This window comes from [Clostridium] scindens ATCC 35704 (genome assembly GCF_004295125.1).
Taxonomy (GTDB): domain Bacteria; phylum Bacillota; class Clostridia; order Lachnospirales; family Lachnospiraceae; genus Clostridium_AP; species Clostridium_AP scindens.
Window position 1 is genome coordinate 1,987,747 of record NZ_CP036170.1, and the last position, 22,404, is coordinate 2,010,150.

Annotated in this window: 25 protein-coding genes and 1 pseudogene; 22 read left to right on the forward strand and 4 right to left on the reverse strand. The window is 42.6% G+C overall.

Annotation, left to right across the window (positions count from 1 at the left end; genetic code table 11):
• Nucleotides 1–22: 22 nt before the first annotated feature.
• The gene (locus tag HDCHBGLK_RS10110; RefSeq protein ID WP_004604914.1) at nt 23–2,077 is read left to right on the forward strand and encodes a beta-galactosidase; all 2,055 of its coding nucleotides are present in this window, start codon (nt 23–25) and stop codon (nt 2,075–2,077) included.
• 41 nt (nt 2,078–2,118) lie between these two features.
• Nucleotides 2,119–3,000, forward strand: coding sequence for a helix-turn-helix domain-containing protein (locus tag HDCHBGLK_RS10115; protein ID WP_009248743.1), 882 nt, complete (start codon nt 2,119–2,121; stop codon nt 2,998–3,000).
• Between the two features lie 290 nt (nt 3,001–3,290).
• Here HDCHBGLK_RS10115 and HDCHBGLK_RS10120 read toward each other — a convergent pair whose 3' ends face one another.
• Nucleotides 3,291–3,749 carry a hypothetical protein gene (locus HDCHBGLK_RS10120; RefSeq protein ID WP_167738458.1) on the reverse strand — a complete coding sequence of 153 codons (459 nt, stop codon included), beginning with the start codon at nt 3,747–3,749 and terminating at the stop codon, nt 3,291–3,293.
• Between the two features lie 757 nt (nt 3,750–4,506).
• Between HDCHBGLK_RS10120 and HDCHBGLK_RS10130 the strand changes: the two genes are divergently transcribed.
• The 3 genes from HDCHBGLK_RS10130 (at nt 4,507) to HDCHBGLK_RS10140 (ending at nt 7,579) form a co-directional block, all read left to right on the forward strand.
• The gene (locus HDCHBGLK_RS10130) at nt 4,507–5,811 is read left to right on the forward strand and encodes an ABC transporter substrate-binding protein (RefSeq protein WP_004604908.1); all 1,305 of its coding nucleotides are present in this window, start codon (nt 4,507–4,509) and stop codon (nt 5,809–5,811) included.
• A 78-nt stretch (nt 5,812–5,889) separates the two neighbouring features.
• A complete protein-coding gene (locus HDCHBGLK_RS10135; protein WP_004604907.1) occupies nt 5,890–6,777 on the forward strand; it encodes a carbohydrate ABC transporter permease in 888 nt (295 codons plus the stop codon).
• Nucleotides 6,770–7,579 (forward strand): carbohydrate ABC transporter permease, encoded by an 810-nt coding sequence (locus HDCHBGLK_RS10140; RefSeq protein WP_004604906.1) that lies wholly within the window; start codon nt 6,770–6,772, stop codon nt 7,577–7,579. Before HDCHBGLK_RS10135 ends, HDCHBGLK_RS10140 begins: the two co-directional genes overlap by 8 nt.
• A gap of 284 nt (nt 7,580–7,863) precedes the next feature.
• Here the strand turns inward: HDCHBGLK_RS10140 and HDCHBGLK_RS10145 are convergent.
• Nucleotides 7,864–8,024, reverse strand: a pseudogene (locus tag HDCHBGLK_RS10145) (transposase domain-containing protein); the annotation flags it as partial.
• Nucleotides 8,025–8,451: 427 nt separating this feature from the next.
• Here HDCHBGLK_RS10145 and istA point away from each other — a divergent pair.
• The 4 genes from istA (at nt 8,452) to HDCHBGLK_RS20195 (ending at nt 11,545) form a co-directional block, all read left to right on the forward strand.
• Entirely contained in the window at nt 8,452–9,984 is a 1,533-nt protein-coding gene (istA, locus tag HDCHBGLK_RS10150) for an IS21 family transposase (RefSeq protein WP_004605483.1), read from the forward strand.
• Nucleotides 9,977–10,750: an ATP-binding protein gene (locus tag HDCHBGLK_RS10155; protein WP_004605482.1), complete on the forward strand. Its 774-nt coding sequence runs from the start codon at nt 9,977–9,979 to the stop codon at nt 10,748–10,750. The genes istA and HDCHBGLK_RS10155 overlap by 8 nt, the downstream gene beginning before the upstream one ends.
• A complete protein-coding gene (locus HDCHBGLK_RS10160; RefSeq protein ID WP_004604852.1) occupies nt 10,743–10,985 on the forward strand; it encodes a hypothetical protein in 243 nt (80 codons plus the stop codon). Before HDCHBGLK_RS10155 ends, HDCHBGLK_RS10160 begins: the two co-directional genes overlap by 8 nt.
• Before the next feature lie 164 nt (nt 10,986–11,149).
• A complete protein-coding gene (locus tag HDCHBGLK_RS20195) occupies nt 11,150–11,545 on the forward strand; it encodes a helix-turn-helix domain-containing protein (protein WP_004605199.1) in 396 nt (131 codons plus the stop codon).
• On the opposite strand, the gene HDCHBGLK_RS10170 is transcribed toward HDCHBGLK_RS20195, so the two are convergent.
• Nucleotides 11,499–11,936, reverse strand: a complete 438-nt coding sequence (locus HDCHBGLK_RS10170; RefSeq protein WP_004605201.1) for a hypothetical protein — start codon at nt 11,934–11,936, stop codon at nt 11,499–11,501. The two genes, HDCHBGLK_RS20195 and HDCHBGLK_RS10170, sit on opposite strands and share 47 nt — an antisense overlap.
• A gap of 261 nt (nt 11,937–12,197) precedes the next feature.
• Here HDCHBGLK_RS10170 and HDCHBGLK_RS18985 point away from each other — a divergent pair, with 261 nt between their 5' ends.
• The 6 genes from HDCHBGLK_RS18985 (at nt 12,198) to lgt (ending at nt 14,985) form a co-directional block, all read left to right on the forward strand.
• A complete protein-coding gene (locus tag HDCHBGLK_RS18985) occupies nt 12,198–12,356 on the forward strand; it encodes a hypothetical protein (protein WP_004605202.1) in 159 nt (52 codons plus the stop codon).
• A 44-nt stretch (nt 12,357–12,400) separates the two neighbouring features.
• The gene (locus HDCHBGLK_RS10175) at nt 12,401–12,604 is read left to right on the forward strand and encodes a hypothetical protein (protein WP_039909285.1); all 204 of its coding nucleotides are present in this window, start codon (nt 12,401–12,403) and stop codon (nt 12,602–12,604) included.
• On the forward strand, nt 12,591–12,701 hold the full coding sequence (locus HDCHBGLK_RS20200; RefSeq protein WP_082210517.1) for an excisionase: 111 nt from the start codon (nt 12,591–12,593) through the stop codon (nt 12,699–12,701). The genes HDCHBGLK_RS10175 and HDCHBGLK_RS20200 overlap by 14 nt, the downstream gene beginning before the upstream one ends.
• Nucleotides 12,702–12,792: 91 nt before the next feature.
• Nucleotides 12,793–12,903, forward strand: coding sequence for an integrase DNA-binding domain-containing protein (locus HDCHBGLK_RS10185; protein WP_130574590.1), 111 nt, complete (start codon nt 12,793–12,795; stop codon nt 12,901–12,903).
• A 99-nt stretch (nt 12,904–13,002) separates the two neighbouring features.
• Nucleotides 13,003–14,103 (forward strand): redox-regulated ATPase YchF, encoded by a 1,101-nt coding sequence (gene ychF / locus HDCHBGLK_RS10190; protein ID WP_004605204.1) that lies wholly within the window; start codon nt 13,003–13,005, stop codon nt 14,101–14,103.
• Nucleotides 14,104–14,118: 15 nt separating this feature from the next.
• Complete coding sequence (gene lgt / locus HDCHBGLK_RS10195) at nt 14,119–14,985, forward strand: prolipoprotein diacylglyceryl transferase (protein ID WP_004605205.1); 867 nt, start codon at nt 14,119–14,121, stop codon at nt 14,983–14,985.
• Nucleotides 14,986–15,072: 87 nt separating this feature from the next.
• Here lgt and HDCHBGLK_RS10200 read toward each other — a convergent pair whose 3' ends face one another.
• Nucleotides 15,073–15,696, reverse strand: a complete 624-nt coding sequence (locus HDCHBGLK_RS10200; protein WP_004605206.1) for a manganese efflux pump — start codon at nt 15,694–15,696, stop codon at nt 15,073–15,075.
• A 129-nt stretch (nt 15,697–15,825) separates the two neighbouring features.
• Here HDCHBGLK_RS10200 and HDCHBGLK_RS10205 point away from each other — a divergent pair, with 129 nt between their 5' ends.
• The 7 genes from HDCHBGLK_RS10205 (at nt 15,826) to HDCHBGLK_RS10235 (ending at nt 22,401) form a co-directional block, all read left to right on the forward strand.
• Nucleotides 15,826–16,776, forward strand: a complete 951-nt coding sequence (locus HDCHBGLK_RS10205; RefSeq protein WP_004605207.1) for a calcium/sodium antiporter — start codon at nt 15,826–15,828, stop codon at nt 16,774–16,776.
• 189 nt (nt 16,777–16,965) lie between these two features.
• Nucleotides 16,966–17,655, forward strand: coding sequence for an N-acetylmannosamine-6-phosphate 2-epimerase (locus tag HDCHBGLK_RS10210; protein WP_004605208.1), 690 nt, complete (start codon nt 16,966–16,968; stop codon nt 17,653–17,655).
• A gap of 50 nt (nt 17,656–17,705) precedes the next feature.
• Nucleotides 17,706–18,626 carry a dihydrodipicolinate synthase family protein gene (locus HDCHBGLK_RS10215; protein ID WP_004605209.1) on the forward strand — a complete coding sequence of 307 codons (921 nt, stop codon included), beginning with the start codon at nt 17,706–17,708 and terminating at the stop codon, nt 18,624–18,626.
• A 47-nt stretch (nt 18,627–18,673) separates the two neighbouring features.
• A complete protein-coding gene (locus HDCHBGLK_RS10220; protein ID WP_004605210.1) occupies nt 18,674–20,179 on the forward strand; it encodes a sodium:solute symporter in 1,506 nt (501 codons plus the stop codon).
• A gap of 18 nt (nt 20,180–20,197) precedes the next feature.
• The gene (locus tag HDCHBGLK_RS10225) at nt 20,198–20,647 is read left to right on the forward strand and encodes a YhcH/YjgK/YiaL family protein (RefSeq protein WP_004605211.1); all 450 of its coding nucleotides are present in this window, start codon (nt 20,198–20,200) and stop codon (nt 20,645–20,647) included.
• A gap of 69 nt (nt 20,648–20,716) precedes the next feature.
• On the forward strand, nt 20,717–21,517 hold the full coding sequence (locus HDCHBGLK_RS10230) for a sialate O-acetylesterase (RefSeq protein ID WP_004605212.1): 801 nt from the start codon (nt 20,717–20,719) through the stop codon (nt 21,515–21,517).
• Nucleotides 21,514–22,401 (forward strand): ROK family protein, encoded by an 888-nt coding sequence (locus HDCHBGLK_RS10235; RefSeq protein ID WP_004605213.1) that lies wholly within the window; start codon nt 21,514–21,516, stop codon nt 22,399–22,401. The genes HDCHBGLK_RS10230 and HDCHBGLK_RS10235 overlap by 4 nt, the downstream gene beginning before the upstream one ends.
• Nucleotides 22,402–22,404 lie beyond the last annotated feature (3 nt).

The window sequence follows — 22,404 nt, forward strand, 5'->3', positions numbered from 1 at the left end:
AAGAACTGTGGTTGATTCATCAATGGCTATATCACAGGGGGGAATAAAAGTGAAAAACTATTACATTAACAGCTTATTACATGGTGGAGATTATAATCCGGAACAATGGTTATATGATCCATGTGTTTTGGAAACAGACATTGAATATTTCAAAAAAGCACATATTAATGAAGTGACATTAGGAATTTTCTCATGGGCAATGCTTGAACCAGAAGAAGAACAGTATGATTTTGGATGGATGGAAACAATTATCAATAGATTATACGAAAATGGTATTTCTGTAATACTTGCAACACCTTCCGGAGCTAGACCAAAATGGATGTCTGATAAATATCCGGAAGTATTGCGTGTGGATGAAAAACGTAATAGATTTCTGTATGGAATGAGACATAATCATTGTTATACATCACCAGTATATAGAGAAAAAACGAGAAAAATGAATACGGAGCTGGCAAAACGTTTTGGGAATCACCCCGGTGTAATTGCGTGGCATATTTCCAATGAATATGGCGGAGAATGTCACTGTCCGCTTTGTCAGGAAGCATTTCGTGAATGGTTAAAAGAAAAATATCAGACAATAGATAGGCTGAATTTTGCGTGGGCAACTACTTTCTGGAGTCACAGATACAACGGTTTCGAACAAATTGAGAGCCCTTCATTATGTGGAGAATATGGGCTTCACGGTTTAAATTTGGACTGGAAACGTTTTGTGACTGACAGAACGGTTGATTTTGTACGTCATGAAGTTAAGGCAATTAGAGATGCAGGTTCAGAAAAACCCACAACAATCAATATGATGTATGACTATAAGGGGCTCAATTATCATAAATTCAAAGATGTTGTAGATATTATTTCTTGGGATAATTATCCACAGTGGCATAAAAAAGCAGAATATTTAACTGCAATGGATAATGGAATGCAACATGATATTATGAGAAGCATTAAACATCAACCATACTTATTGATGGAAAGTTGTCCAGCGGCTACGAATTGGCAACCTGTGAGTAAACTGAAAAAACCAGGGATGCTTCATCTTGCGTCATTACAGGCTATTGCACATGGTTCCGACAGTGTTCAGTATTTTCAATTGCGTCAGAGCAGAGGTTCTTCAGAAAAATTTCATGGGGCTGTGATTGATCATTACGGAGGTAGTGATACAAGAGTATTTGATGAAGTTACTCGAGTAGGTAAATCTCTTGAACAGCTTCAAGAAATTGTTGGTACGCAGGTAGAGGCTAAAGTAGCCGTGTTGTTTGACTGGGAAAATCGTTGGGCAATGGAGGATGCACAGGGACCAAGGAATAAAGGCCTATATTATAAAGAAACTGTAGAAAAATCATATTATGCATTTAGAAAACTGGGCTTAGATGTTGATGTGATTGACATGGAGCAGGCATTGGAGTCATATTCGATTGTTGCAATTCCGATGTTGTACATGTTCAGAGATGGCTTTGAAAATAAAGTAAGAACATTTGTAGAAAATGGCGGGACTGTAATCATGACTTATTGGTCAGGAATCGTAGATGATACAGATCTGTGTTATCTCGGGGGAACACCGCATGGATTGATGGATGTATTTGGGATTCGGAGTACAGAAATTGATGCATTATACGACTGGGAAAGTAATACTTCAATCCCTGTAAAGGGCAACTCTTTGAAAATGACTTCGGAATGGAAATGCAAAAATCTTTGTGATCTTGTAAAAACTACTTCAGCAGAAGTGTTAGCAGTTTATGGAGAAGACTTTTATGCGGGAATGCCAACAGCTACAAAAAATCGGTTTGGTAGAGGCAATGCATATTATATTTGTGCTGATTTCGAACAAGGATTTTATGATGAAGTTATTAAAAAAATCGTAAAAGATTCAAAACTTTTTGTACCTGTAAAAAGCATTCCAAATGGTGTTGAAGTTACAACAAGGAGTTCTAGTGAAAATAAATATGTTTTTATTCAGAATTTCAATATGCATTCCGTCAAAATGGAAATTGATACTCGAAATTCTCAAATCATTTTAGGGAATTATAAAAAATCTACAATAGAAGGTTTTGATACTATTGTCTTAAAACTAAAAAGATAATGCGTTCCTATATGGTAGTAAACTGATTAAGGATGCGTAAAATGGAAAAGCAGAGTAGGGGCAATTGTTTCGAAGGTTTAATTTATCCCAAGGAATACATTCGAAACTATGAAATTATAAGAGAAAAATATAAACCAGGGAAAAATAAGAATACACCTTATTATTCTAAATGGATGAAAATTGGCATGTGTAAAAGTGGATATGGATTCGTAAATTCAGAAGGAATGTCATATTCATATAGTCCGGGAGATTATTTTGTAATCTTGTCAAATGTTGCATACACAGTCAAATGTGAAAGCAAAGATGATACCCTATGGGAAAGTGTATTAATAGATGAACAGGCTGTTGGCTCCTTTTTTAATACTTGTAATAAAGTATTATTGGAAACAATGATTCACCAAAAAAATAAAATTCAGGTGTTTAACTATTTGGATAAACCTAAAATAGGGTTGTCGATTCATCTGTTATTTAGTGAACTTGAAAATATAGGACTTATGCAGTATGAAATTTTGACCGGGATTATACAAATACTAATTATTAATATTATTAGGGATTTTCAAGGGGACGATATAAACAATGAAAAAGATAGAAAGGATAGTTTTGACTATATTTTTCCATCAATTCAATATATTATGGATCATTACAATGAGACGATACGCATATCAACATTAGCGAAAGTATGTTATATGAGTGAGTCTTATTTTAGGAAAACATTTTATGAGTGTATGCATGTTTCACCTTCAGAATATATTAATCGATATCGAATTGATAAAGCTTGTGAATTGATTAAAACTACAAATCAATCAATAGATTTGATATCTTCAAAAGTTGGATTTCAATCAAAAGCGACTTTTTATCGAAATTTTAAACAGCAGAAAGGATGTAAACCGTTTCAGTGGAAAAGTAACGATTTATCAGAGTGAAAATAAAACACGATTTTATATTTTACAATTGAAGTATTAATTTCAAAAAAATGTGGTGAAAATGAGAGAAAATGTATTGAAATTGAAAACATTTTAACAAATGCGTTTGTTAAAATAAGTTGAAATTATATAATAGTCCATATCCATAAAAACGGACTATAATAACTTCTCGGAATCTCAATGAATGAGATCCCAACTGAAAATTGACAACTGAATATCGTGCAGGAAAAGAAATTTGTGAGAAATGGACATAAACGTTGGACATAGCGGGTACTATGCCTTGAAAAATTCTATCTTGGATTGTCGTCGGTAAAGATATGTACGGTCCTGCCGTATTTCGCCGGTGAACAGGGATATTCACAGAAGCAGCCGTACTTCCGATTGGCTTTTGGACACCGGCATTTTGCCCGGTGCTTGGCAGCCTCATATCCATCCTTATGCATACGTAAGCCCATCTTACAGATCAGGACACCATCGTCATCAATGGTGAAATCATCCTTATAAGTAAAATGTCCGGTATGACCGGGATTAAGGTCAATAAAGGGTGTGATATTTACCTGTCTGCAATATTTATAGACAGGGTAAGTATCTTGTGCGGAATCCAGAAGAAGTTTTTCAATGCGGAATTCCGGAAGGTATGCCTTCATGGTCAAAAAGGAATGGAGAAGTGAAAGCATGTCATGCCGGGAAGCCCGTTCCAAAAGTGGGAATATCGGGAGGTCGCTGTAGGAATCGGATGCCACATACATGTAGAGGTGGCAGCCGAAGAAATAGTATTCCCGATGAGAGTCCCATCCCCAGTTGCAGTCAGGCTGAGAGTATTGACGTTTACAGTTACAGGAAAAACAGCCGTTTTCCTTACAATCGCAGGTTCGCTTTTTTCGCTGTTATGCGGAAGTGCGGACAGGAGTGCCGTCATCGGCAAGTGCCGGATGGTACGGATCAATCAGCCCTTTGCGGACAGAAATACTTAGGAACTGCTGTTTATAGAGCCGGAAAATAAGAAAAAAAGGATTTTCCGGTTTCAACTGCCAGCGTTCCAGCAAAGGAAGAAGTTTAGAAGCGATGCTTGAAGAATCGCAAGGAGTTTTATCGCCTTTCTTTTTAGAGTATCCCCGAAGGGGAATCCACTTAAGATAGCGTAGAGAGGAGTTTCCCTGAGCATGCGGCACCAGATAGTGATGGAAGTCAAGAAACTAGAACTGCACGATATAATCCCAAGTACTTTTAGAGAGTGCAAAAGGGTCAGGATAAAATTTAAGGAATTCAGATACGAAAGTATCTTAATAAGCGGCATGGCCACCAGTATTAACAGGTAACATAATAATCGCCTTCAGTCGATTGAAATAGAATATAATCAATCGGCTTCGCCGCAAATTTTGGGAGATTTGTCAAGTGTTTTCGACAAAAAAAGTGGGTGATTTTTAAAATAAGGATTCTGAAAGCCTTATGGAATAAGAGGTGAAGATTCCGAGAAGTATTATACAATAAAGGAGGGTTTCTTTTATGAAAAAGATGGGTAAAAGAATTATGGCAGTTTGTATAGTGATTGTTATGATGCTCAGTTTAGTTGCATGTGGAGGCTCTAAGAGCGAGAAGGGTTCTGCAAAAGATGAAAATACGCTTACTGTATGGGCATGGGATTCGCAGTTCAATCTTTATGCTATGGAAGAAGCAGCAAAAATTTATCAGCAGAAAAATCCAGATTTCAAGCTCGAAACAACAGAGATTACATGGGATGATTTACAAACTAAGTTGGGAACAATTATTGGTTCTGGAGATTTTTCGCAGCTCCCAGATATTTGTTTAATGCAGGATTATGCATATCAGAAATATGTAACCATTTATGATGGATTGTTCCAGGATATAACGGATTGTGGGATTGACTTTTCGCAATTTGCAGAAGGTAAATTAACAGCTTCTGTTGTTGATGGAAAAAATTACGGTGTACCATTTGATAATGGAGCAGATGTTGCAATTTATAGAACAGATATTCTTGAAGAGGCAGGATATACAATTGAAGATTTGACCGATATTGATTGGGATAGATTTATTGAAATTGGTGAAGATGTTTATGAAAAAACAGGATATTCTCTTCTTTCTGTTCAGACAGGTGGATCAGATCTTATTTATCAGATGATGCAATCAGCAGGTAAGAGTACATGGAATGAAGATGGAACACCAAATATTGCAAATAATGCAGATTTAAAACAGTGTTTGGAAATTTATAAGGAAATGGCTGACAAACATGTAATGGATGTTAGAAATAGCTGGGATGAATATGTGGCTACATTTACAAGCGGAAAAACAGCAGGTGTAATTAATGGTTGTTGGATTATGGTACAGCTTCAGAGTGCGGAGGATCTTTCAGGAAAATGGGCTATTACTAATATCCCGTCATTACCAGGTGTAGAAGGTGCTACAAACTACACAAATCAGGGTGGATCCACTTGGGCAATTACATCAAACTGTCAGAACGTAGAACTTGCAACAGATTTTCTTGGAAGTACTTTTGCTGGAAGCACAGAATTATATGATACTATTCTTCCAGGCGCAGGTGCAATTTCAACATGGCTACCAGCAAGTGAAAGTGAAGTATATGCTGAGCCACAGGAATACTATGGAGGCCAAGCGGTTTACAAGTTGATTGCGGAATTTGCTTCAAAGGTGCCAACTGTAGATTTGGGTGTATACTATACAGAAGCTAATACTGCTTTAGCTACAGTAGTTGGGAATATTCTTGGAGGAGCAGATATTGATTCTGAATTAAAAACAGCACAGGATGATGTAGAATTTAATATGAGACAGTAACATGGATTATATAGGGGAACAATTGAAAATTGTTCATAAGTTCCCCTTTTCTAAATTTAAGAAAGATTTGGTGCAAATATGAGTAGTAAAAAATATCGCAAAAAACAAAGATTAAATCTTACTGGATGGGGATTCCTGATGCCGGCGATGATTTTAATTACCTGTTTTAGTTTATATCCAATGATTAGTGCTTTTATTACATCGCTGCAAACAGGAACTGGGACACAGCTTACTTTTTCTGGATTAAGTAATTATATAAGAGCTTTTCAGGACGATGTGTTTGTACAGTCTATAAAAAACTGTCTGTTTTATTTGATTATACAGGTTCCAGTAATGCTTGTTTTAGCATTAGTTTTTGCAAGTGCGCTTAATAATCCGCATTTAAGATTTAAGGGATTTTTTAGGACATGCATCTTCCTCCCATGTGCAACATCGTTAGTTGCATATGCAATTGTTTTTCGATCTTTGTTTGCAAACGATGGATTTATCAATACAATGTTGATAAAAATGGGAATTTTAGACGAAGCTTTTAATTTTTTAGCCAATCCCACTAGTGCTAAGATAGTAATTATTATTGCGCTTGTTTGGAGATGGACTGGCTATAATATGATTTTCTATTTAGCAGCACTCCAAAATATCGATTCCTCAGTTTATGAAGCGGCTAAAGTTGATGGGGCATCTCCTGTTCAGACATTCTTAAAAATCACCTTGCCATTGTTAAAACCAACAATATTGATGACTGCAATTATGTCAACGAATGGTACACTGCAGTTGTTCGATGAGTCTATGAACTTAACAAATGGTGGTCCGGGAAATGCTTCTATTACAATGTCACATTACATATATAATACAGCATTTAAAGGTGTTCCTAATTTTGGATATACTTCTGCAATGTCATTTATCATTTTACTGATGGTAGCAGTACTTGCATTTATCCAATTGAAAGTAGGTGAAGACAATGAGTAGAAAAGTAAAGAAATTTGGAATGTATTTTATGTTAATAGTAGTTTCAATTATTTCTATTTTCCCTATTTTTTGGATGGTAATAGCTTCAACCAATAGAAGTGTAGATGTTATTGGAGGTAAACTCACGGTAGGAACATATTTATTGGAAAATTATAAGACATTGGTTTCACAGCAACCGATATGGGGAAATTTTTGGAATTCATGTAGATACACAGTTGCAGTCACTGTGTTTGCTTTGATTATAAGTTCTTTGGCGGGCTACGGATTTGAAATATACAAAGATAAAAAGAAAGAAAAGATATATGCATTGGTACTTATAACAATGATGATTCCTTTTGTCGCTCTAATGGTTCCTTTGTTTAAAATGTATTCTAAACTTGGTTTGTTAAATACTGTACTAGGATTTATGTTACCATCACTTGCAACACCTCTGTTAATCATGATGTTTAGGACTAATGCAAAGGCATTTCCACCATCAATTATTGAGGCATCGAGAATAGATGGACTTTCAGAATTTGGCATATTTTTTAGAATGTACATACCTAGTATGAAATCTGTATTCGCAGCAGCTGGCGTTGTAACATTTATGAATTCATGGAATAACTTTTTATGGGCAAAAGTTATCATGTCAGATAGTTCGACTCAGACAATGCCTATGTTGATTTCAAATCTTACATCAGGGTATAAGACAGATTATGGTATGCTGATGCTTGCAGTATTAATTACTACGATTCCTACCGCAATTGTATTCTTTACTCTTCAGAAGAATTTTGTTGAGGGAATTACTGGATCAGTGAAGTAGAAGTGTATTAGAATGTGAGATTAAGTTAAAATAATCAACTAATTAGGGGGGTATAGTTATGCTATGGTTCCCCATCAAGAAGACAATGAAGTAAAAAAATTCGGCTGATAGCCATAAGGCTATCAGCCGCAGACTGTAGACAAAGTCCCCAGCTTGATGCCGGGGCTTTTCTTCTGCAGTTATCAACCTTGTATCTATCTTTCCTCTTTTTATCAAGAAAATCGTAAACGTACCATAGTGGGTATCTTTACAACAAAACGGCCGCTTTCGCGACCGTCGATTTACTAGTTATCTTTTCTGATCTGTTTGGGAAGATCTTGAGACCACGGAAGAAGTTTATCCAGAAAAGATCTGTCGGTATCACTCCCATGTGCTCTGGTATCTCTGAAAGCAGATACTCAAAATAATCGTATGGCTTCAGATTGTTTGCTTTTGCCGTATCTGCTGAGTATTCTGTGACCTCGGAGCCACTTAATCCGTTATAGAGAGCCATCCATTCCGAATGTCAGAGCCGCCTGTATCAAAAAGGCATTCCGCTGTTGAGAGCCACCTCTTGAAGCAATACAATATTTTTACGGATGAATCCGTAATACTTTGAGAGGAGGACAATCGAATGTCCAAAGATGTTTATTGTAAAATAGAATTACCGAAAGTTGCAAACGGGAATTGGAGAATGTTGCATCTCCAAATTGGAGAAAGTTGCAAGGCATTCGCTAGAAGCGCTCAGGAACGGTGTAGCGCTTGAGTGGCAGCCACCAAGTATGAGCATTCCCATGAAAAGATCCATTGCAGGTATATCCAAAAACCATTAACCTTATCTTTATTGTAGTCCAAACAATAAAGACAAGGAGGAAAGGAGAATGTCAACTACAATGGATCAGATACATCATATCAGAGATATGTTCTACCGGCAAGATAAGAACATTTCTGAAATCGCATCTGAGACCGGCCTTAACTGGAAAACGGTCAAAAAATATGTGGATATGGAGGACTTTAACAATCCATCTCCCAAACCTGCATCATCAGAGGTTCACGAATCCAAGCTTGACCCATTCAAACCTTTGATTGATGAATGGCTGCAGGCAGACAAGCTTGCACCAAGAAAGCAACGGCATACAGCCAAAAGAGTATTTAAACGCCTCAAGGATGAAGCAGATGGTTTCGGCTGCAGTTATCGGCTTGTTGCCTTATACGTCAAACAGAAGAAAGAGGAACTACGGCTAAAAAGAACCGATGGCTATATCCCTCTTAATCATCATCCCGGCGAAGCCCAGTCAGACTTTGGAACAGCCGATTTTTATGAAAATGACAGGCTTCATCACGAGGCTAAGTACCTTGTGCTCAGTTTTCCCTACAGTAACGGAGGTTTCCTCCAGCTTAATTATGGCGAAAACATGGAATGTCTTCTGGAAGGACTGGTTGCCATATTTGAGCACATCGGTGGTGTTCCCACGGAAATCTGGTTTGACAATACCAGAACCATTGTTACCGAAATCATCAAAGGTGGCGGGCGTAATGTAACAGAGCGGTTTCAACGCTTTTGTGAACACTACCGCATTAAGCCGGTTTTTATGAATCCTGAATCCGGATGGGAAAAAGGAAACGTGGAAAACAAGGTTGGCTACCTGCGCCGCAACGAACTTGTACCGGTACCCCGCTTTGATGATCTTGTGAAAGAAAACAAGCATCTTCTGGATCGTTGTGAAATCGATATGCAGCGTGAGCACTATGATGACGATGATGACCGCTTTATCAGTAAACTGTTTGAAGAAGATAAGGCTCGTTTACTGCCGCTTCCTTCCGTTCCGTTTGATACGGCACTTTACACAACGGCAACAACGGATAAATATGGAAAGTTTACTCTTGACGCAGGAAAGCACCGTTATTCTGCTTCACCGGCTTTCTGTGAGTCCATTGTAAATCTCAAGATTACATCCTCTGATGTGATTGTCATGGACAAAGATATGCACGAAGTGGTGCGTCATAAGCGCCTTTACGGCAATGAACATGAAAGAATGGACTGGCTGCCATACCTTACATATATCGCCAGGAAACCCCGTTCTCTTCGAAACAGCGGCATATATGACATGATGCCACAAACCATGCAGATATACATGGATAACTGCGAAAGCAAGGAACGCGGACGTGTCCTGAAGGTGCTTGCAGAACTTACGGAAAGAACCGGGTTTGCTAGTGCTGTCAGAACAGTTGACGAAGCAGTCCGGCTGAATGCCACAGATCCGGACAGTCTGCAGAGCCTTTACAGGCGAACCTATGCAGATGTACCGCTTCTGCCTCCGCTTGAAAACAAAGTTTTACTGCCACAGCAGAAGGTCATTCCGTTCAGAAATGATCTGAAAATGCTGGATGCCGCCCTTAAGAAGGGAGGTGTCTCAAATGGCTGATATAGAAAAATCCATTGCAGCATGCTGCAAACAGCTCAAGCTGTCCACGAACTTTGCAGGACAGGCTTTCGAGCAGAAAGGAGACACACCGCAGGAATACCTTTTAAACCTCCTGACAAACGAAATTGAATACCGTACAGCAAAAAGGAAGAGCAAGTTCCTCAATACCGCCGGCTTCCCACGTAGATACCGCGTGGAGGAATTCAGGGCAGATGAGATAGATTTCCCGGAAGACGTCAGCTTCCAAAGCCTGTTAGACCTGGAGTTTTATCATACAGGAAAAAATGTCATCATGTATGGAGGAACAGGAACCGGTAAAACAATGCTTTCCATTCTGATTGGAATGTCTGCATGTAATCAGGAAATTCCGGTAAGATTCTACCGCACTGCCGGACTTATCAATCTCTTTTCCGAGAGTCAGAGCAGCGGAAAGCTTACTGCACTGAAAAAGAAGCTTAACAGTGCCCGGATACTGATTCTGGATGAATTCGGATATGTTCCGTATGACCGCACCGGTTCACAGCTTCTGTTTGATTATCTTTCTGAGATACACGAGCAGAAATCGGTGATTTTAAACACGAATCTTGAATTCTCACAGTGGGTGAACGTTCTTTATGACCAACGGATGACAACAGCACTGATTGGCAGGCTCACCCACCATGTGGAACTGATTCTGTTCCCGGGGATCAATAATCGGTTACGTGAATCAAGCATCAATGCAACTCTTTCAAGAATCAGCAGTCAGGAGGCAGGTAACAATGGCTAAAAATAAAAAAGTTATCAAAGAACAGAAAAAATATCAAAACCTTCAGGAACGCTATGAGGAGATGAATGATTATCTTCTTGATCTCATAGAAGATCACCGATGCGCAGAAGAAGATCTGAGATATCTAAATGATTTTATCCATTATAAAGAGCTGGATGAGGAGTTCCGCTATTTCAGGGAACATGCACATGAAGATGAAAACTCGGAACTTCCGTTTCCATATCTCACGCTATAACAACTAAATATGGTCTGCAATGGCTATGTAGCTGGCAGAATAGCTGCCAGCCGAGGCCTTGCAACTTTCTCCAATTTGGAGATGCAACATTCTCCAAAAATATTTTGCATTTTTCTCCAAAAAGTGCTTGCAAAAAACAGTCCAAAGAGAAACAAATTTTACAGATGCTTCAGAATGGATATAGCCAGCGGCGTATTGCCAGTACTCTGCGCGTATCCAGAAATACGGTCGCCAGAGTTGTGAAAGCGGCTTCGGACCACGGGCTATCAAAAGATGCCCTGGAGTCCATGGAGGAAACAGAGCTCCATCATACGCTCTTCCCTGAAGAAGCAATGCTTCCTACATTAGTTACGCCCGATTTCCCTTATATCCATAAGGAATTATTAAAAAACGGCGTAACGTTAAAGCTGTTATGGCAGGAGTATGTAGACAACTGCCGGGATGCCGGCAAACCGCCATATGGCTATTCCCAATACTGTAAGCTATATCAGGATTATGTCGTGCGGAATAAGCTTACCATGCATATCCAACCTCAACCTGTTCACCAAGTTTACGATTGATATGCATGGTAGCACGTCTTTTCTGCTCATCCTGTTGGATGTGATAGCAGAATTGAGAATACATGAGCGGCTCATCGCCGTTAGCGCGGCAGTCCTCCATGTATTCCGTCCATAGGAGTTTTTTACTGACTCCGTTACGGAGCAGTTCCTTACGGATGTAAGCATAATCAGGCATACGCTTATTAGGTGACACGCTGCTTTCTTTAGAAAACATGATTTTTTGCAACTCTGTGTCAGTCATTGATTCATCAAGTGGCCATGTGAGATTTAATTCTCTGGCGCGCTTTTGAACCTTTACGACAGTTTTCTGAGCAACACCACAGCTTGCCATGATTTTGTGTTGTGAGAATCCCAGACCTGTAAGCCGGATGATTTCTTTGTACTTGGTCATAATTGTGTGACCTCCCTTGTAATGAATTTACACTATAAAGTGCATAGATTCATTATAAGGGTTGTAGAGAAAACGATTTCTTTGGAGGTATTTTTGGAAACACAAAAAGAAAGTGAAGGCAAGATACTTCGATGGACATTGACAACATCTTGTTGGGATACTATCTGTAACGGAGACAGAAGAAAAACGTAACTTCGCTACAATCCCTTCGGGAAAACAATTTGCAGGAAAGGAGAAAACGCAGATGAGGAACAAGACATAATGGTCGTTCTGGGAAAGGATGATATCGAGTTGATTGAAGGCTCAAAAGGTTGGATGGAGCGATTGCAAAAATTAAAATGCAATGCAGAAAGCGTTGGAAGATTAGAAACAGAAATTGTTACAGCCAGAGACAAAAAGGGTTGCAGTACAGGAGATTAAGAAAGAAGTGAAGCCGTCCATTCTCAAAAGGCTAGCAGAAAAATGTGCTTCAGAAAATGGAGAAGTTAGTAGACCGAAAGGCAGTCAAAGCAATTCGAGACACTTTGGAAGGGACGGACAAAGGAACAATCCGAGGAACGATGCAGAATTACATGACCGTTCTTCGGGAGGACCCGCTTCTTGCCGGGAGGGAGAGCAGATGGGAATCCCCTTTTGATAGCCTGACAGAGAGAAATGCCGGTATTTGAGGTCATAAAGTTGTATTTTGTGCTTTACGTGGGAAGAAAGAAACTCGTGAAACGAAAACAGTTTGAGCAGTTTATAGAGAAGAAGACAGAAATATAAGAGTTGAAAGCGGTTGAAAAAAGAGCCCGATTATGATATGATTTATAAGTTATATTAGGCTCTTTTCTTAATATAAGAAGGGGTTAGTAATATGGGTAAAGACTTAAAAGGTAAGAAATTACCTGCGGGAATCTATCAAAGAAAGGATGGGTCGTATTTCGCAAGGTTTACAGATAAGTCTGGAAAGAGAAGGGTTGTCTGATAAATTGACATGGAATTGGAGTAAAATTGGAGTAAAGAAAATACCCAATATGCCACAAACCTTTTAAAATAAAGGTTTTTAAGGAGGATATATAAGAATATGAAATTAGGAATCGTGGGGTTACCCAATGTTGGAAAAAGTACATTATTTAATTCATTGACGAAAGCAGGAGCGGAATCCGCCAACTATCCGTTCTGTACCATTGACCCTAATGTAGGCGTTGTAACCGTGCCGGATGAGAGACTGAATGTACTGGGCGAGATGTATCACACCAAGAAGATCATTCCCGCGGCAATCGAGTTTGTGGATATTGCCGGACTTGTAAAAGGTGCATCCAAGGGAGAAGGCCTTGGCAACCAGTTCCTTGCCAATATTCGTGAAGTCGACGCGATCGTCCATGTGGTACGCTGCTTCGAAGACGGCAATATCGTCCACGTAGACGGAAGCATCAACCCGCTGAGAGATATTGAGACCATCAACTTGGAATTAATTTTTTCAGATTTGGAAATACTTGAGCGTAGAATTGCAAAGACTACCAAGGTGGCAAGAAATGACAAGACGGCTGCGAAGGAACTGGCTTTACTTGAAAAGATCAAGGCGCATCTGGAAGAAGGAAGACTTGCAAAGACTTTCGAGGGCGCTGAGGATGAGGAAGAACTGGCCTGGCTAACGGGATATAATCTGCTGACCTATAAGCCGGTGATCTATGCGGCGAATGTAGCAGAGGACGATCTGGCCGACGATGGCGCCGGAAACGTCGGAGTACAGGCTGTAAGAGAGTACGCCGGGAAAGAGCAGAGCGAGGTGTTCGTAGTCTGCGCTCAGATTGAGCAGGAGATTGCCGAACTGGATGATGATGAGAAGAAGATGTTTCTGGAAGATCTGGGATTGGAAGAATCCGGGCTCGAGAAACTGATTAAGGCTAGCTACCGGCTCCTGGGGCTGATCAGTTATCTGACTGCCGGAGAGCCGGAGGTACGGGCATGGACCATTACCAAGGGCACGAAGGCGCCACAGGCAGCAGGGAAGATTCATACGGATTTTGAACGGGGCTTTATTCGGGCAGAGGTTGTCGCCTATGATGACCTGATTGAATGCGGAAGCCATAATGCAGCAAAGGAAAAGGGATTAATCAGGCTGGAAGGCAAAGACTACGTCGTACAGGACGGAGATATCATGCTGTTCCGCTTCAATGTATAGGAAGGAAGACCGAAGATGCACAGAACTATTGATTTTCCGAATATAGGGATACATCTTAAGTCAGTAGGCGATCACATTACTATATTTGGCTTTGACATCGCGTTTTATGGGATGATTATAGGACTAGGAATACTGACGGGGCTTTTGATTGCCGCGGCAGAGGCAAAAAGAAGCGGGCAGAATCCGGAGGATTATTTTGATCTGGCAATCTATGCGGTGATATTTTCCATCATCGGGGCAAGGCTTTACTATGTGGCTTTCTCCTGGGATATGTACAAGGATGATCTGCTGAGCATCCTGAATATCCGTCAGGGGGGACTTGCAATCTATGGAGGCGTGATCGCAGCGGTAATCACGGTATTTGTATTTGCAAGGGTCAAGAAGATGTCGGCGACGCTGATACTGGATACCGCAGGCCTCGGACTTGTAGCCGGGCAGATGATTGGACGATGGGGCAACTTTTTTAACCGGGAAGCATTTGGCGAATATACGAACAGTTTTCTGGCTATGCGGCTCCCGGTAGATGCAGTCAGAGGCTCAGACATTACTGAACTGATGCGCAAGAACATGGAGACGGTAAAAGGTGTATCCTATATCCAGGTACACCCCACTTTTCTCTATGAGTCGTTATGGTGCCTGATGGTTTTGATTATCATGCTGATATACAGAAAGCATAAGAAGTTTAACGGCGAGGTATTCCTGGTCTATCTGCTTGGATATGGCTTGGGACGATTCTGGATCGAGGGACTCAGGACAGACCAGTTGCTGATCCCGAAGATCGGGCTTCCGGTATCCCAGATACTGGCAGGAGTGCTGGTGGTAGTATCGCTGGCGCTTATTATCTATAAACGAATTGAATTGAAAAAAGTAGAGAAGGAATAAAAGGATATCATAGATATCCCCTGCAAAGAATGCGAAGGCAATGTGCCTTAGGACTCTTTGCAGGGGATATTTTCATATAGGAATATGCTATCGTTTCAATATTGCCAGAATGATAAAGAGGGCGCCTCCTATAAAGGACAGATCCTTTGGGCATCGACTGCTGATCTTACGCCCGAGGAACAGGCCGAGATAGGTGAAGGCCTCTCCCATGGAGAATGTGGCAGCCACCGTCAGAGGAACGGAGATCTTGAGGAATGCGGCCATCGTGCCTGCTATGAGACTGTCAATGGACATGGCAAGGGAAAAGAAGATGGCCTCCTTCCAGGACAGGCAGTGACTCTGGTCGGCATCTGCCTCCATAGGATCGCTGTAAATATTAATGATGAAACGTAACTGTGAAAACGTAAAATGTATATCTTTTCGGACTTCCTTATGGTGCCTGAGATACTGCCGGATGCTGGAGTCCGCCAGTTTCAGGCACCCAAGGAAGAGGAGGCTGAAAAAACAGATCTCACGGGTGAATGTCTCCGGGATGATCCGGTCAAGGAGATTGCCGAACAGCAGGGATATGCCCAGGCATAGGCTGCATATCCCATTGACCGCAAGGATCTGCTTCCAGGAAAGCCGAACCTGGTTGGCGCCATATGCGGCGCTGGCAACAAAAGTGTCCAGACAAAGGGCAGAAACGAGAAGGAAAATATGAAGAAACATAATAACATGCCTTTTTCCCTATTATATTCAAAAAAAGTCGTTCCGACATAACCCGGGATATATTTTGCGGAAGAAAATCATATATTTGCAGAGAAGATTCTTGTTCATAAGACGGAAAGTGGGCAAAATATGACGGTGGGGTACTATATTCTGATTTTCTTGTTTGGGCTGGTGCTCCTGGTATGGGGGAGCAGCCTGTTTGTAGACAGCGCTGTGTCTGTGGCCGGACGGCTGCATCTTCCTGAGGTGCTGATCGGGGCTACGATTGTAAGCCTGGGAACGACGCTTCCGGAAGTGTTGTTTTCAACCATGGCATCTGTGCGGCACCTTCCGGAAATGGCAATTGGCAATGCACTGGGCTCCATTCTGTGCAATACCGGATTTATTGCAGGAATGATGCTGGTTTTGCAGCCGATTTATCTGAATGGCAAGGCAGTGGCAAACGTCGTATCCGGGACAGTGTTCCTGGGCTTGTCATTTGCGGTGTATGTAGCGGGCGCTGTCATGGAGCAGGGACTATCCAGGGCGACGGGTGGCATGCTTCTGCTCGTCTGTATTCTGTTTCTTGCTTATAATGTACGCAATGCTTATAGCCGGCAGCAGGAGGAGAAGGAGATGCATGCCCAGGAACAGGCCTTTGGAATCAGCGATATTATCCGGCTTGCGCTGGAAGCGGTAGTGATCTATATCGGCGCCAGCATGCTGGTGGAAGTAGGGCCGAAGCTTGCCAGGGCTTTTGGCGTCCCGGAAATGATCATTTCTCTTATATTCGTGGCCTTAGGAACCTCTCTGCCGGAACTGGTCACATCCCTTATGGCTCTTAGAAAGAAGCATGCATCCCTGTCTATGGGAAACATCATAGGAGCGGATATTCTGAATTTTGTGATGGTGGGGGGGCTGTCGGCGGTCATCTGCCCGATCCCGTTTCAAGAGAGTATTTTGAAATTAGAACTGCCGGTTATCTTTTTCATGCTGTTTATACTGTGCATTCCATCCATTACCAGGAAGAAGGCTGGCAGGCTGCAGGGGCTCCTTCTGCTGGGAAGTTATATCCTGTATCTGGCAGTTCTGGCGGCATAAGGTGGTTTTTTCTTGGAAAGAAGTAACCATGATTTGTGCAATATTACTAAAAAGATAAGGTAAAAATATAGCTACGCAACTAAGGTAGTTGGAAAAGGATGAAAGAACTTTCAGAAGGATTCAAGTTGCTTGAAAATAAAAACAATGCTGTTATACTAAAGTCAGAAAAGACAAGGAAGGTGCACAAAAATGAATGAGAGAGTGAGTAATCTACAGGGGAAATTAATTGTATCCTGTCAGGCGCTGCCGCACGAACCCCTACATTCTTCTTTTATCATGGGAAGAATGGCTGTTGCGGCCAAAGAAGGCGGAGCGGCAGGCATCCGTGCCAATACAAAGGAAGATATTAAGGAGATACAGTCACAGGTCGATCTTCCGGTCATAGGCATCGTAAAGCGTGATTACGAAGGGAGCAAAGTATATATCACGCCAACCATGAAGGAGATTGATGAGCTGATGGAAGTAGGGCCGGAGATCATCGCAGTGGACGCGACGTCTGACCTTCGCCCGGGTAATATAACGATCGACCAGTTCTTCGGACAGATCAAAGAGAAATATCCTGACCAACTTCTTATGGCTGACTGCTCTACCATCGAAGAGGCAATTCATGCAGATGAGCTTGGGTTTGACTTTATCGGAACGACAATGGTAGGGTACACAGATCAAAGCAAGGGCGATCGGATAGAGGAAAATGATTTTGAAATATTGCGCAAAATCGTATCCAATGTAAAGAATAAGGTCATTGCAGAAGGCAATATCAATACGCCGCAGAAGGCCAGGCGCGTAATCGAGTTGGGGGCATTCAGCGTTGTTGTAGGCTCCATCATCACAAGGCCGCAGTTGATTACCAAGTCATTTGCCGAGGAATTAGAGAAATAAGAACATTATAACATTACATAAAAATAAAAAATGAAAAGGAGAAGAGAATTATGAGAGACTTAGACAAGTACAAAGGTGTCATTCCTGCATTCTATGCATGCTATGACAAAGAAGGAAACATCAGCCCCAAAGGTGTGCAGGCACTTACCAGATATTTTGTGGAAAAAGGGGTAAAAGGAATCTATGTAAACGGATCTTCCGGAGAGTGCATCTACCAGAGCGTGGAGGACAAGAAGATTGTCCTTGAGAATGTGATGAAGGCGGCAGAAGGAAAACTGACGGTCATCGCTCATGTTGCATGCAATAACACTAAGGATAGCCAGGAACTGGCGCGCCATGCGGAAAGCCTTGGAGTCGACGCGATTGCGGCAATCCCTCCGATCTACTTCCATCTGCCGGAATATGCCATTGCGCAGTACTGGAATGAAATTAGTTCTGCCGCACCGAATACAGATTTTGTAATCTATAATATTCCGCAGCTTGCAGGTGTCGCGCTTACCATGGGCCTGTTTGAGGAAATGAGAAAGAACCCAAGAGTGATCGGCGTTAAGAATTCCTCTATGCCGGTGCAGGATATCCAGATGTTCAAGCAGGCGGCGGGAGAAGACTATATTATCTTCAACGGTCCGGACGAGCAGTTTATGAGCGGCCGCGTGATCGGAGCAGAAGGAGCGATCGGAGGTACTTACGGGGCGATGCCAGAGCTGTTCCTTAAACTGGACGAGCATGTGAAGAATGGAGAGATTGAAAAGGCAAGAGAACTTCAGCATGCGATCAATGCGATCATCTATAAGATGTGCTCTGCCCATGGAAATATGTATGGGGTGATTAAGGAAATTCTTAAGAAGAATGAGAATCTGGAACTTGGCGGGGTCAGGAAGCCGCTGCCCTCATTGATAGACAGCGACATGCCGATCGTAGAAGAGGCGGCCAGAATGATCTGCGAAGCGAAAGATAAATATCTGGCATAATATAAGCCAGCCCGGACACGAATGAGAGAGTTTTAGGAGGAAAAGACATGCAAGGCTTTACAGTAATTGATTTGGTTATTTTGATCGTATATCTGGCGGCAGTCCTGTTCGCCGGCCTTCACTTCGCGAAGAAGGAGATGAAGGGGAAGGAGTATTTCAAGAGTGACGGCACCGTGCCGTGGTGGGTAACGTCCGTATCTATCTTTGCAACCCTGCTTAGTCCGATATCTTTCCTGTCGCTTGCGGGAAACTCCTATGCAGGAACATGGATCATGTGGTTCGCCCAGCTGGGCATGCTGCTGGCAATTCCGCTTACCATCAAGTTCTTCCTGCCAATCTACAGCAAGCTGGATATTGATACGGCGTATCACTATCTGGAATTAAGATTCGGAAGCAAAGGACTTCGCGTACTAGGCGCTGTTATGTTTATCATCTACCAGGTGGGACGTATGTCTATCATCATGTACCTGCCGTGCATGGTATTGGGAAGCCTGACTGGCATCAGCGTGAATCTGCTGATTATCATTATGGGAGTCATCGCAATCATTTATTCCTACACAGGCGGATTAAAGTCCGTACTTTGGACAGATTTCATCCAGGGATCTGTATTGCTGATCGGCGTTACATTTGCGCTGGTATTCCTTCTTTCACATATTGACGGAGGAATTGGAGCCATCTTCACAGCATTTACTGCAGAACACAAATTCCTGGCAGTTGACCAGCCCATCTTTGATATCAATATATTAAAAGACAGCGTTTTCATTATGATTGTGGGCGCAGGATTTAATACGATGGGCTCTTATGTATCCAGCCAGGACATCGTACAGCGTTTTACAACAACGACAGATACAAAGAAACTGAATAAGATGATGCTGACAAACGGAGCGTTATCTATCTTTATTGCTACTGTATTCTACCTGATCGGTACAGGACTGTATGTATTCTACCAGCAGAACGCACTGCCGCCGGCAGCAGCGCAGGATCAGATCTTTGCATCCTACATCGCGTTTGAACTTCCGGTAGGCATCACGGGACTTTTGCTGGCGGCCATCTACGCAGCATCCCAGTCTACGCTGTCAACAGGCCTTAATTCTGTGGCAGCCAGTTGGACCTTGGATATTCAGGCAAGGCTTAGCAAGAAAGAGTTAAGTTTTGAGAAGCAGACCAAAATTGGACAGTATGTTTCCCTGATTGTCGGAATCTTCTCTATCGTGGTAGCCATGGTTCTGGCAAACGGCGGGGTTAAGTCCGCATACGAATGGTTCAACGGATTTATGGGACTGGTACTTGGAATCCTGATAGGAACATTTATCCTGGGGGCATTTACAAAGGTAGCGAATACTTTTGGGGCAACCCTTGCATTTATTGCTGCATCAGCGGTCATGGTTGGTATCAAGTACTTCGCTCCGGCAGGCTCCGTATCCATCTGGTCCTACTCCCTGATCTCCATCGCGGTATCCTTAGTCGTAGGCATTCCGGCGAGCCTGATCTGGAGAAAGGTAAAGAACGATACATCCGTACCGGCTCCGAATACTACGGTTTTCAAAAAATAAGCCAAGGGAGAATAGAAAATGATATTTGGAAATGTTGGGAATTTAAAAGAATTCCCGTATCTGGAAAGACAGGTACAAGAGTGCTTTGCGTATTTTAAGAGCCACAATATGGCAGACTATGAAAAGGGAAGCCATGAGATTGACGGAGACCGGCTGTTTGTAAACGTTGTGGAATATACAACGACGACGCCGGAGGAGAGATTCTGGGAAGCCCATAAGAATTATCTGGATGTCCATGTGATGATCCGGGGCACAGAGCAGATTGATGTGAACTTCATACAGAATATGGAGCAGAAAGAATTTGTGGAAAAGGATGATTTTCTTCCGCTGGAAGGAGAAAAGAATGGCCATGTAATATTAAGAGATGGCGATTTCCTGGTCTGCTATCCAAGCGACGGACACCGGACTGCAATTGCGGTTAACGGCCCGGAGGGGATAAAGAAGGCAATTTTTAAAGTAAAGATATAATCTGCGGCGAGGCAAACCAGAGAGACTCTCTGGATTTGCCTTTTTGCAGTATAGACGAGGTGACAGGATATGGACTTAGTGCTTTTAATTGGACAAAGTAATGCAAAAGGATGCGGGAATCCGGAAGAGAGCGAGGCTGCCTGCAGACATGCATGGGAATACCTGGAGAACTTTACCGGCCAGGCCCTCATTCCTATGGGGAGGACGCTTCAGCTGTCTGAGGGAAGAGGAACCATCGCCCCGGCATTTGCTAACCGTTATTATGACATTATGGGCGAAGACGTATGCGTCATTCATTACGCGGTGGATGGCAGCAGGATTAAGAATTGGGTCCATGACAAGAATCATTTTCTTGACGCAGCCATGGAAAAGTTCCGGCATGCAGAAGCATATGTGGGAATGAGGGCGCCGATCGGGCGGAGATTCGCCATATGGATACAGGGAGAAAGCGATGGAAAGTACGGGACAGACCCCATCTATTATTTAGAACGCCTGAAAGAAATCGGATGGATACTGAAAAAGGAATGCAAGATAGAAGAGACCTTCGTAAGCCGGACAGGAAGATGGCTTCCGGATGAAGAGAACCTGGCCCGGTGCCGCCGCATTGGGGCGGCCCAGGAGCAGGCATGCATGGAATACGACAATCTGATTCTTGTGAGCAAGATGGCATCCGCATTTTATGAAAAAGGACTGCTGCAGGACGAGGTACATTACTGCATGAAGGCGCTGAATATGCTTGGCAGCGAGATTGCAGAAAATATAGGAATATACTATAATGAGAAAAGAAGGCCCGTGCTTGAAGAGACAGATGATATGGAGCGGGCCAGAGAGGTTCTGAATATACTTAAAAAAGCAGAGGTATCGTTATGAAGAAATATGTAAGCATTGACATTGGGGGAACAGAGATCAAGTATGGACTCATCGATGAGGAGGGGCAGATTCTGACCCGGTCTAAGATGAAGACGGAGGCCTACAAAGGAGGGCCATCCATACTGGAAAAAGCGGTAAGAATCGTGGAGGCATACCAGGCGTCTGAAGAAATCAGCGGAATATGTATTTCAACGGCAGGTATGGTAGATACTGAAAAAGGAGAGATCTTCTATGCGGCGCCGCTGATTCCCCAATATGCGGGGACAGAATTTAAGGATACGATGATTCAGAAGTTCAGCCTGCCGTGCGAGGTTGAAAATGATGTGAACTGCGCAGGGCTTGCGGAATATATGTCTGGCGCGTCAAAAGGCACGAAGGCCTCGCTTATGCTGACCGTGGGTACAGGAATCGGCGGATGCATCATCATAGACGGGAAAGTCTACCATGGCTACAGCAGCAGCGCCTGCGAGATTGGGTACATGCTCATGGACGGCAGCGATTTTCAGACGCTTGGCGCAGCAAGCATCCTGTCAAAGAAGGTGGCTGCATGGAAGAATGAGCCCGAAGAACAGTGGGATGGATACCGGATATTCGAGGCGGCAAAAAAGGGCGATGAACAATGCTGCCGTGCGATTGATGAGATGGCGGACGTGCTGGGCAAAGGGATTGCGAATATCTGCTATGTGCTGAACCCGGAAGTGGTGGTACTGGGCGGAGGAATTATGGCTCAGGAGGAGTACCTGGCAAAGAAGATTCGCGGCGCGGTGGACAAGTATCTGGTGGCAAGCATTGCGTCCCGCACGAGAATCGCATTTGCCAGGCATAGGAATGACGCGGGTATGCTCGGAGCATTCTATCATTTTAAAAGTCTTCATGCCAGGTAAAGG

What these genes read in the sequence shown, in the direction of transcription:
- HDCHBGLK_RS10110 (WP_004604914.1), top strand. Translation starts at nt 23, where the DNA reads ATGGCTATATCACAGGGGGGAATAAAAGTGAAAAACTATTACATTAAC.
- HDCHBGLK_RS10115 (WP_009248743.1), top strand. Translation starts at nt 2,119, where the DNA reads ATGGAAAAGCAGAGTAGGGGCAATTGTTTCGAAGGTTTAATTTATCCC.
- HDCHBGLK_RS10120 (WP_167738458.1), bottom strand. Translation starts at nt 3,749, where the DNA reads ATGTATGTGGCATCCGATTCCTACAGCGACCTCCCGATATTCCCACTT.
- HDCHBGLK_RS10130 (WP_004604908.1), top strand. Translation starts at nt 4,507, where the DNA reads ATGAAAAAGATGGGTAAAAGAATTATGGCAGTTTGTATAGTGATTGTT.
- HDCHBGLK_RS10135 (WP_004604907.1), top strand. Translation starts at nt 5,890, where the DNA reads ATGAGTAGTAAAAAATATCGCAAAAAACAAAGATTAAATCTTACTGGA.
- HDCHBGLK_RS10140 (WP_004604906.1), top strand. Translation starts at nt 6,770, where the DNA reads ATGAGTAGAAAAGTAAAGAAATTTGGAATGTATTTTATGTTAATAGTA.
- istA (WP_004605483.1), top strand. Translation starts at nt 8,452, where the DNA reads ATGGATCAGATACATCATATCAGAGATATGTTCTACCGGCAAGATAAG.
- HDCHBGLK_RS10155 (WP_004605482.1), top strand. Translation starts at nt 9,977, where the DNA reads ATGGCTGATATAGAAAAATCCATTGCAGCATGCTGCAAACAGCTCAAG.
- HDCHBGLK_RS10160 (WP_004604852.1), top strand. Translation starts at nt 10,743, where the DNA reads ATGGCTAAAAATAAAAAAGTTATCAAAGAACAGAAAAAATATCAAAAC.
- HDCHBGLK_RS20195 (WP_004605199.1), top strand. Translation starts at nt 11,150, where the DNA reads ATGCTTCAGAATGGATATAGCCAGCGGCGTATTGCCAGTACTCTGCGC.
- HDCHBGLK_RS10170 (WP_004605201.1), bottom strand. Translation starts at nt 11,936, where the DNA reads ATGACCAAGTACAAAGAAATCATCCGGCTTACAGGTCTGGGATTCTCA.
- HDCHBGLK_RS18985 (WP_004605202.1), top strand. Translation starts at nt 12,198, where the DNA reads ATGGTCGTTCTGGGAAAGGATGATATCGAGTTGATTGAAGGCTCAAAA.
- HDCHBGLK_RS20200 (WP_082210517.1), top strand. Translation starts at nt 12,591, where the DNA reads ATGCCGGTATTTGAGGTCATAAAGTTGTATTTTGTGCTTTACGTGGGA.
- HDCHBGLK_RS10185 (WP_130574590.1), top strand. Translation starts at nt 12,793, where the DNA reads ATGGGTAAAGACTTAAAAGGTAAGAAATTACCTGCGGGAATCTATCAA.
- ychF (WP_004605204.1), top strand. Translation starts at nt 13,003, where the DNA reads ATGAAATTAGGAATCGTGGGGTTACCCAATGTTGGAAAAAGTACATTA.
- lgt (WP_004605205.1), top strand. Translation starts at nt 14,119, where the DNA reads ATGCACAGAACTATTGATTTTCCGAATATAGGGATACATCTTAAGTCA.
- HDCHBGLK_RS10200 (WP_004605206.1), bottom strand. Translation starts at nt 15,696, where the DNA reads ATGTTTCTTCATATTTTCCTTCTCGTTTCTGCCCTTTGTCTGGACACT.
- HDCHBGLK_RS10205 (WP_004605207.1), top strand. Translation starts at nt 15,826, where the DNA reads ATGACGGTGGGGTACTATATTCTGATTTTCTTGTTTGGGCTGGTGCTC.
- HDCHBGLK_RS10210 (WP_004605208.1), top strand. Translation starts at nt 16,966, where the DNA reads ATGAATGAGAGAGTGAGTAATCTACAGGGGAAATTAATTGTATCCTGT.
- HDCHBGLK_RS10215 (WP_004605209.1), top strand. Translation starts at nt 17,706, where the DNA reads ATGAGAGACTTAGACAAGTACAAAGGTGTCATTCCTGCATTCTATGCA.
- HDCHBGLK_RS10220 (WP_004605210.1), top strand. Translation starts at nt 18,674, where the DNA reads ATGCAAGGCTTTACAGTAATTGATTTGGTTATTTTGATCGTATATCTG.
- HDCHBGLK_RS10225 (WP_004605211.1), top strand. Translation starts at nt 20,198, where the DNA reads ATGATATTTGGAAATGTTGGGAATTTAAAAGAATTCCCGTATCTGGAA.
- HDCHBGLK_RS10230 (WP_004605212.1), top strand. Translation starts at nt 20,717, where the DNA reads ATGGACTTAGTGCTTTTAATTGGACAAAGTAATGCAAAAGGATGCGGG.
- HDCHBGLK_RS10235 (WP_004605213.1), top strand. Translation starts at nt 21,514, where the DNA reads ATGAAGAAATATGTAAGCATTGACATTGGGGGAACAGAGATCAAGTAT.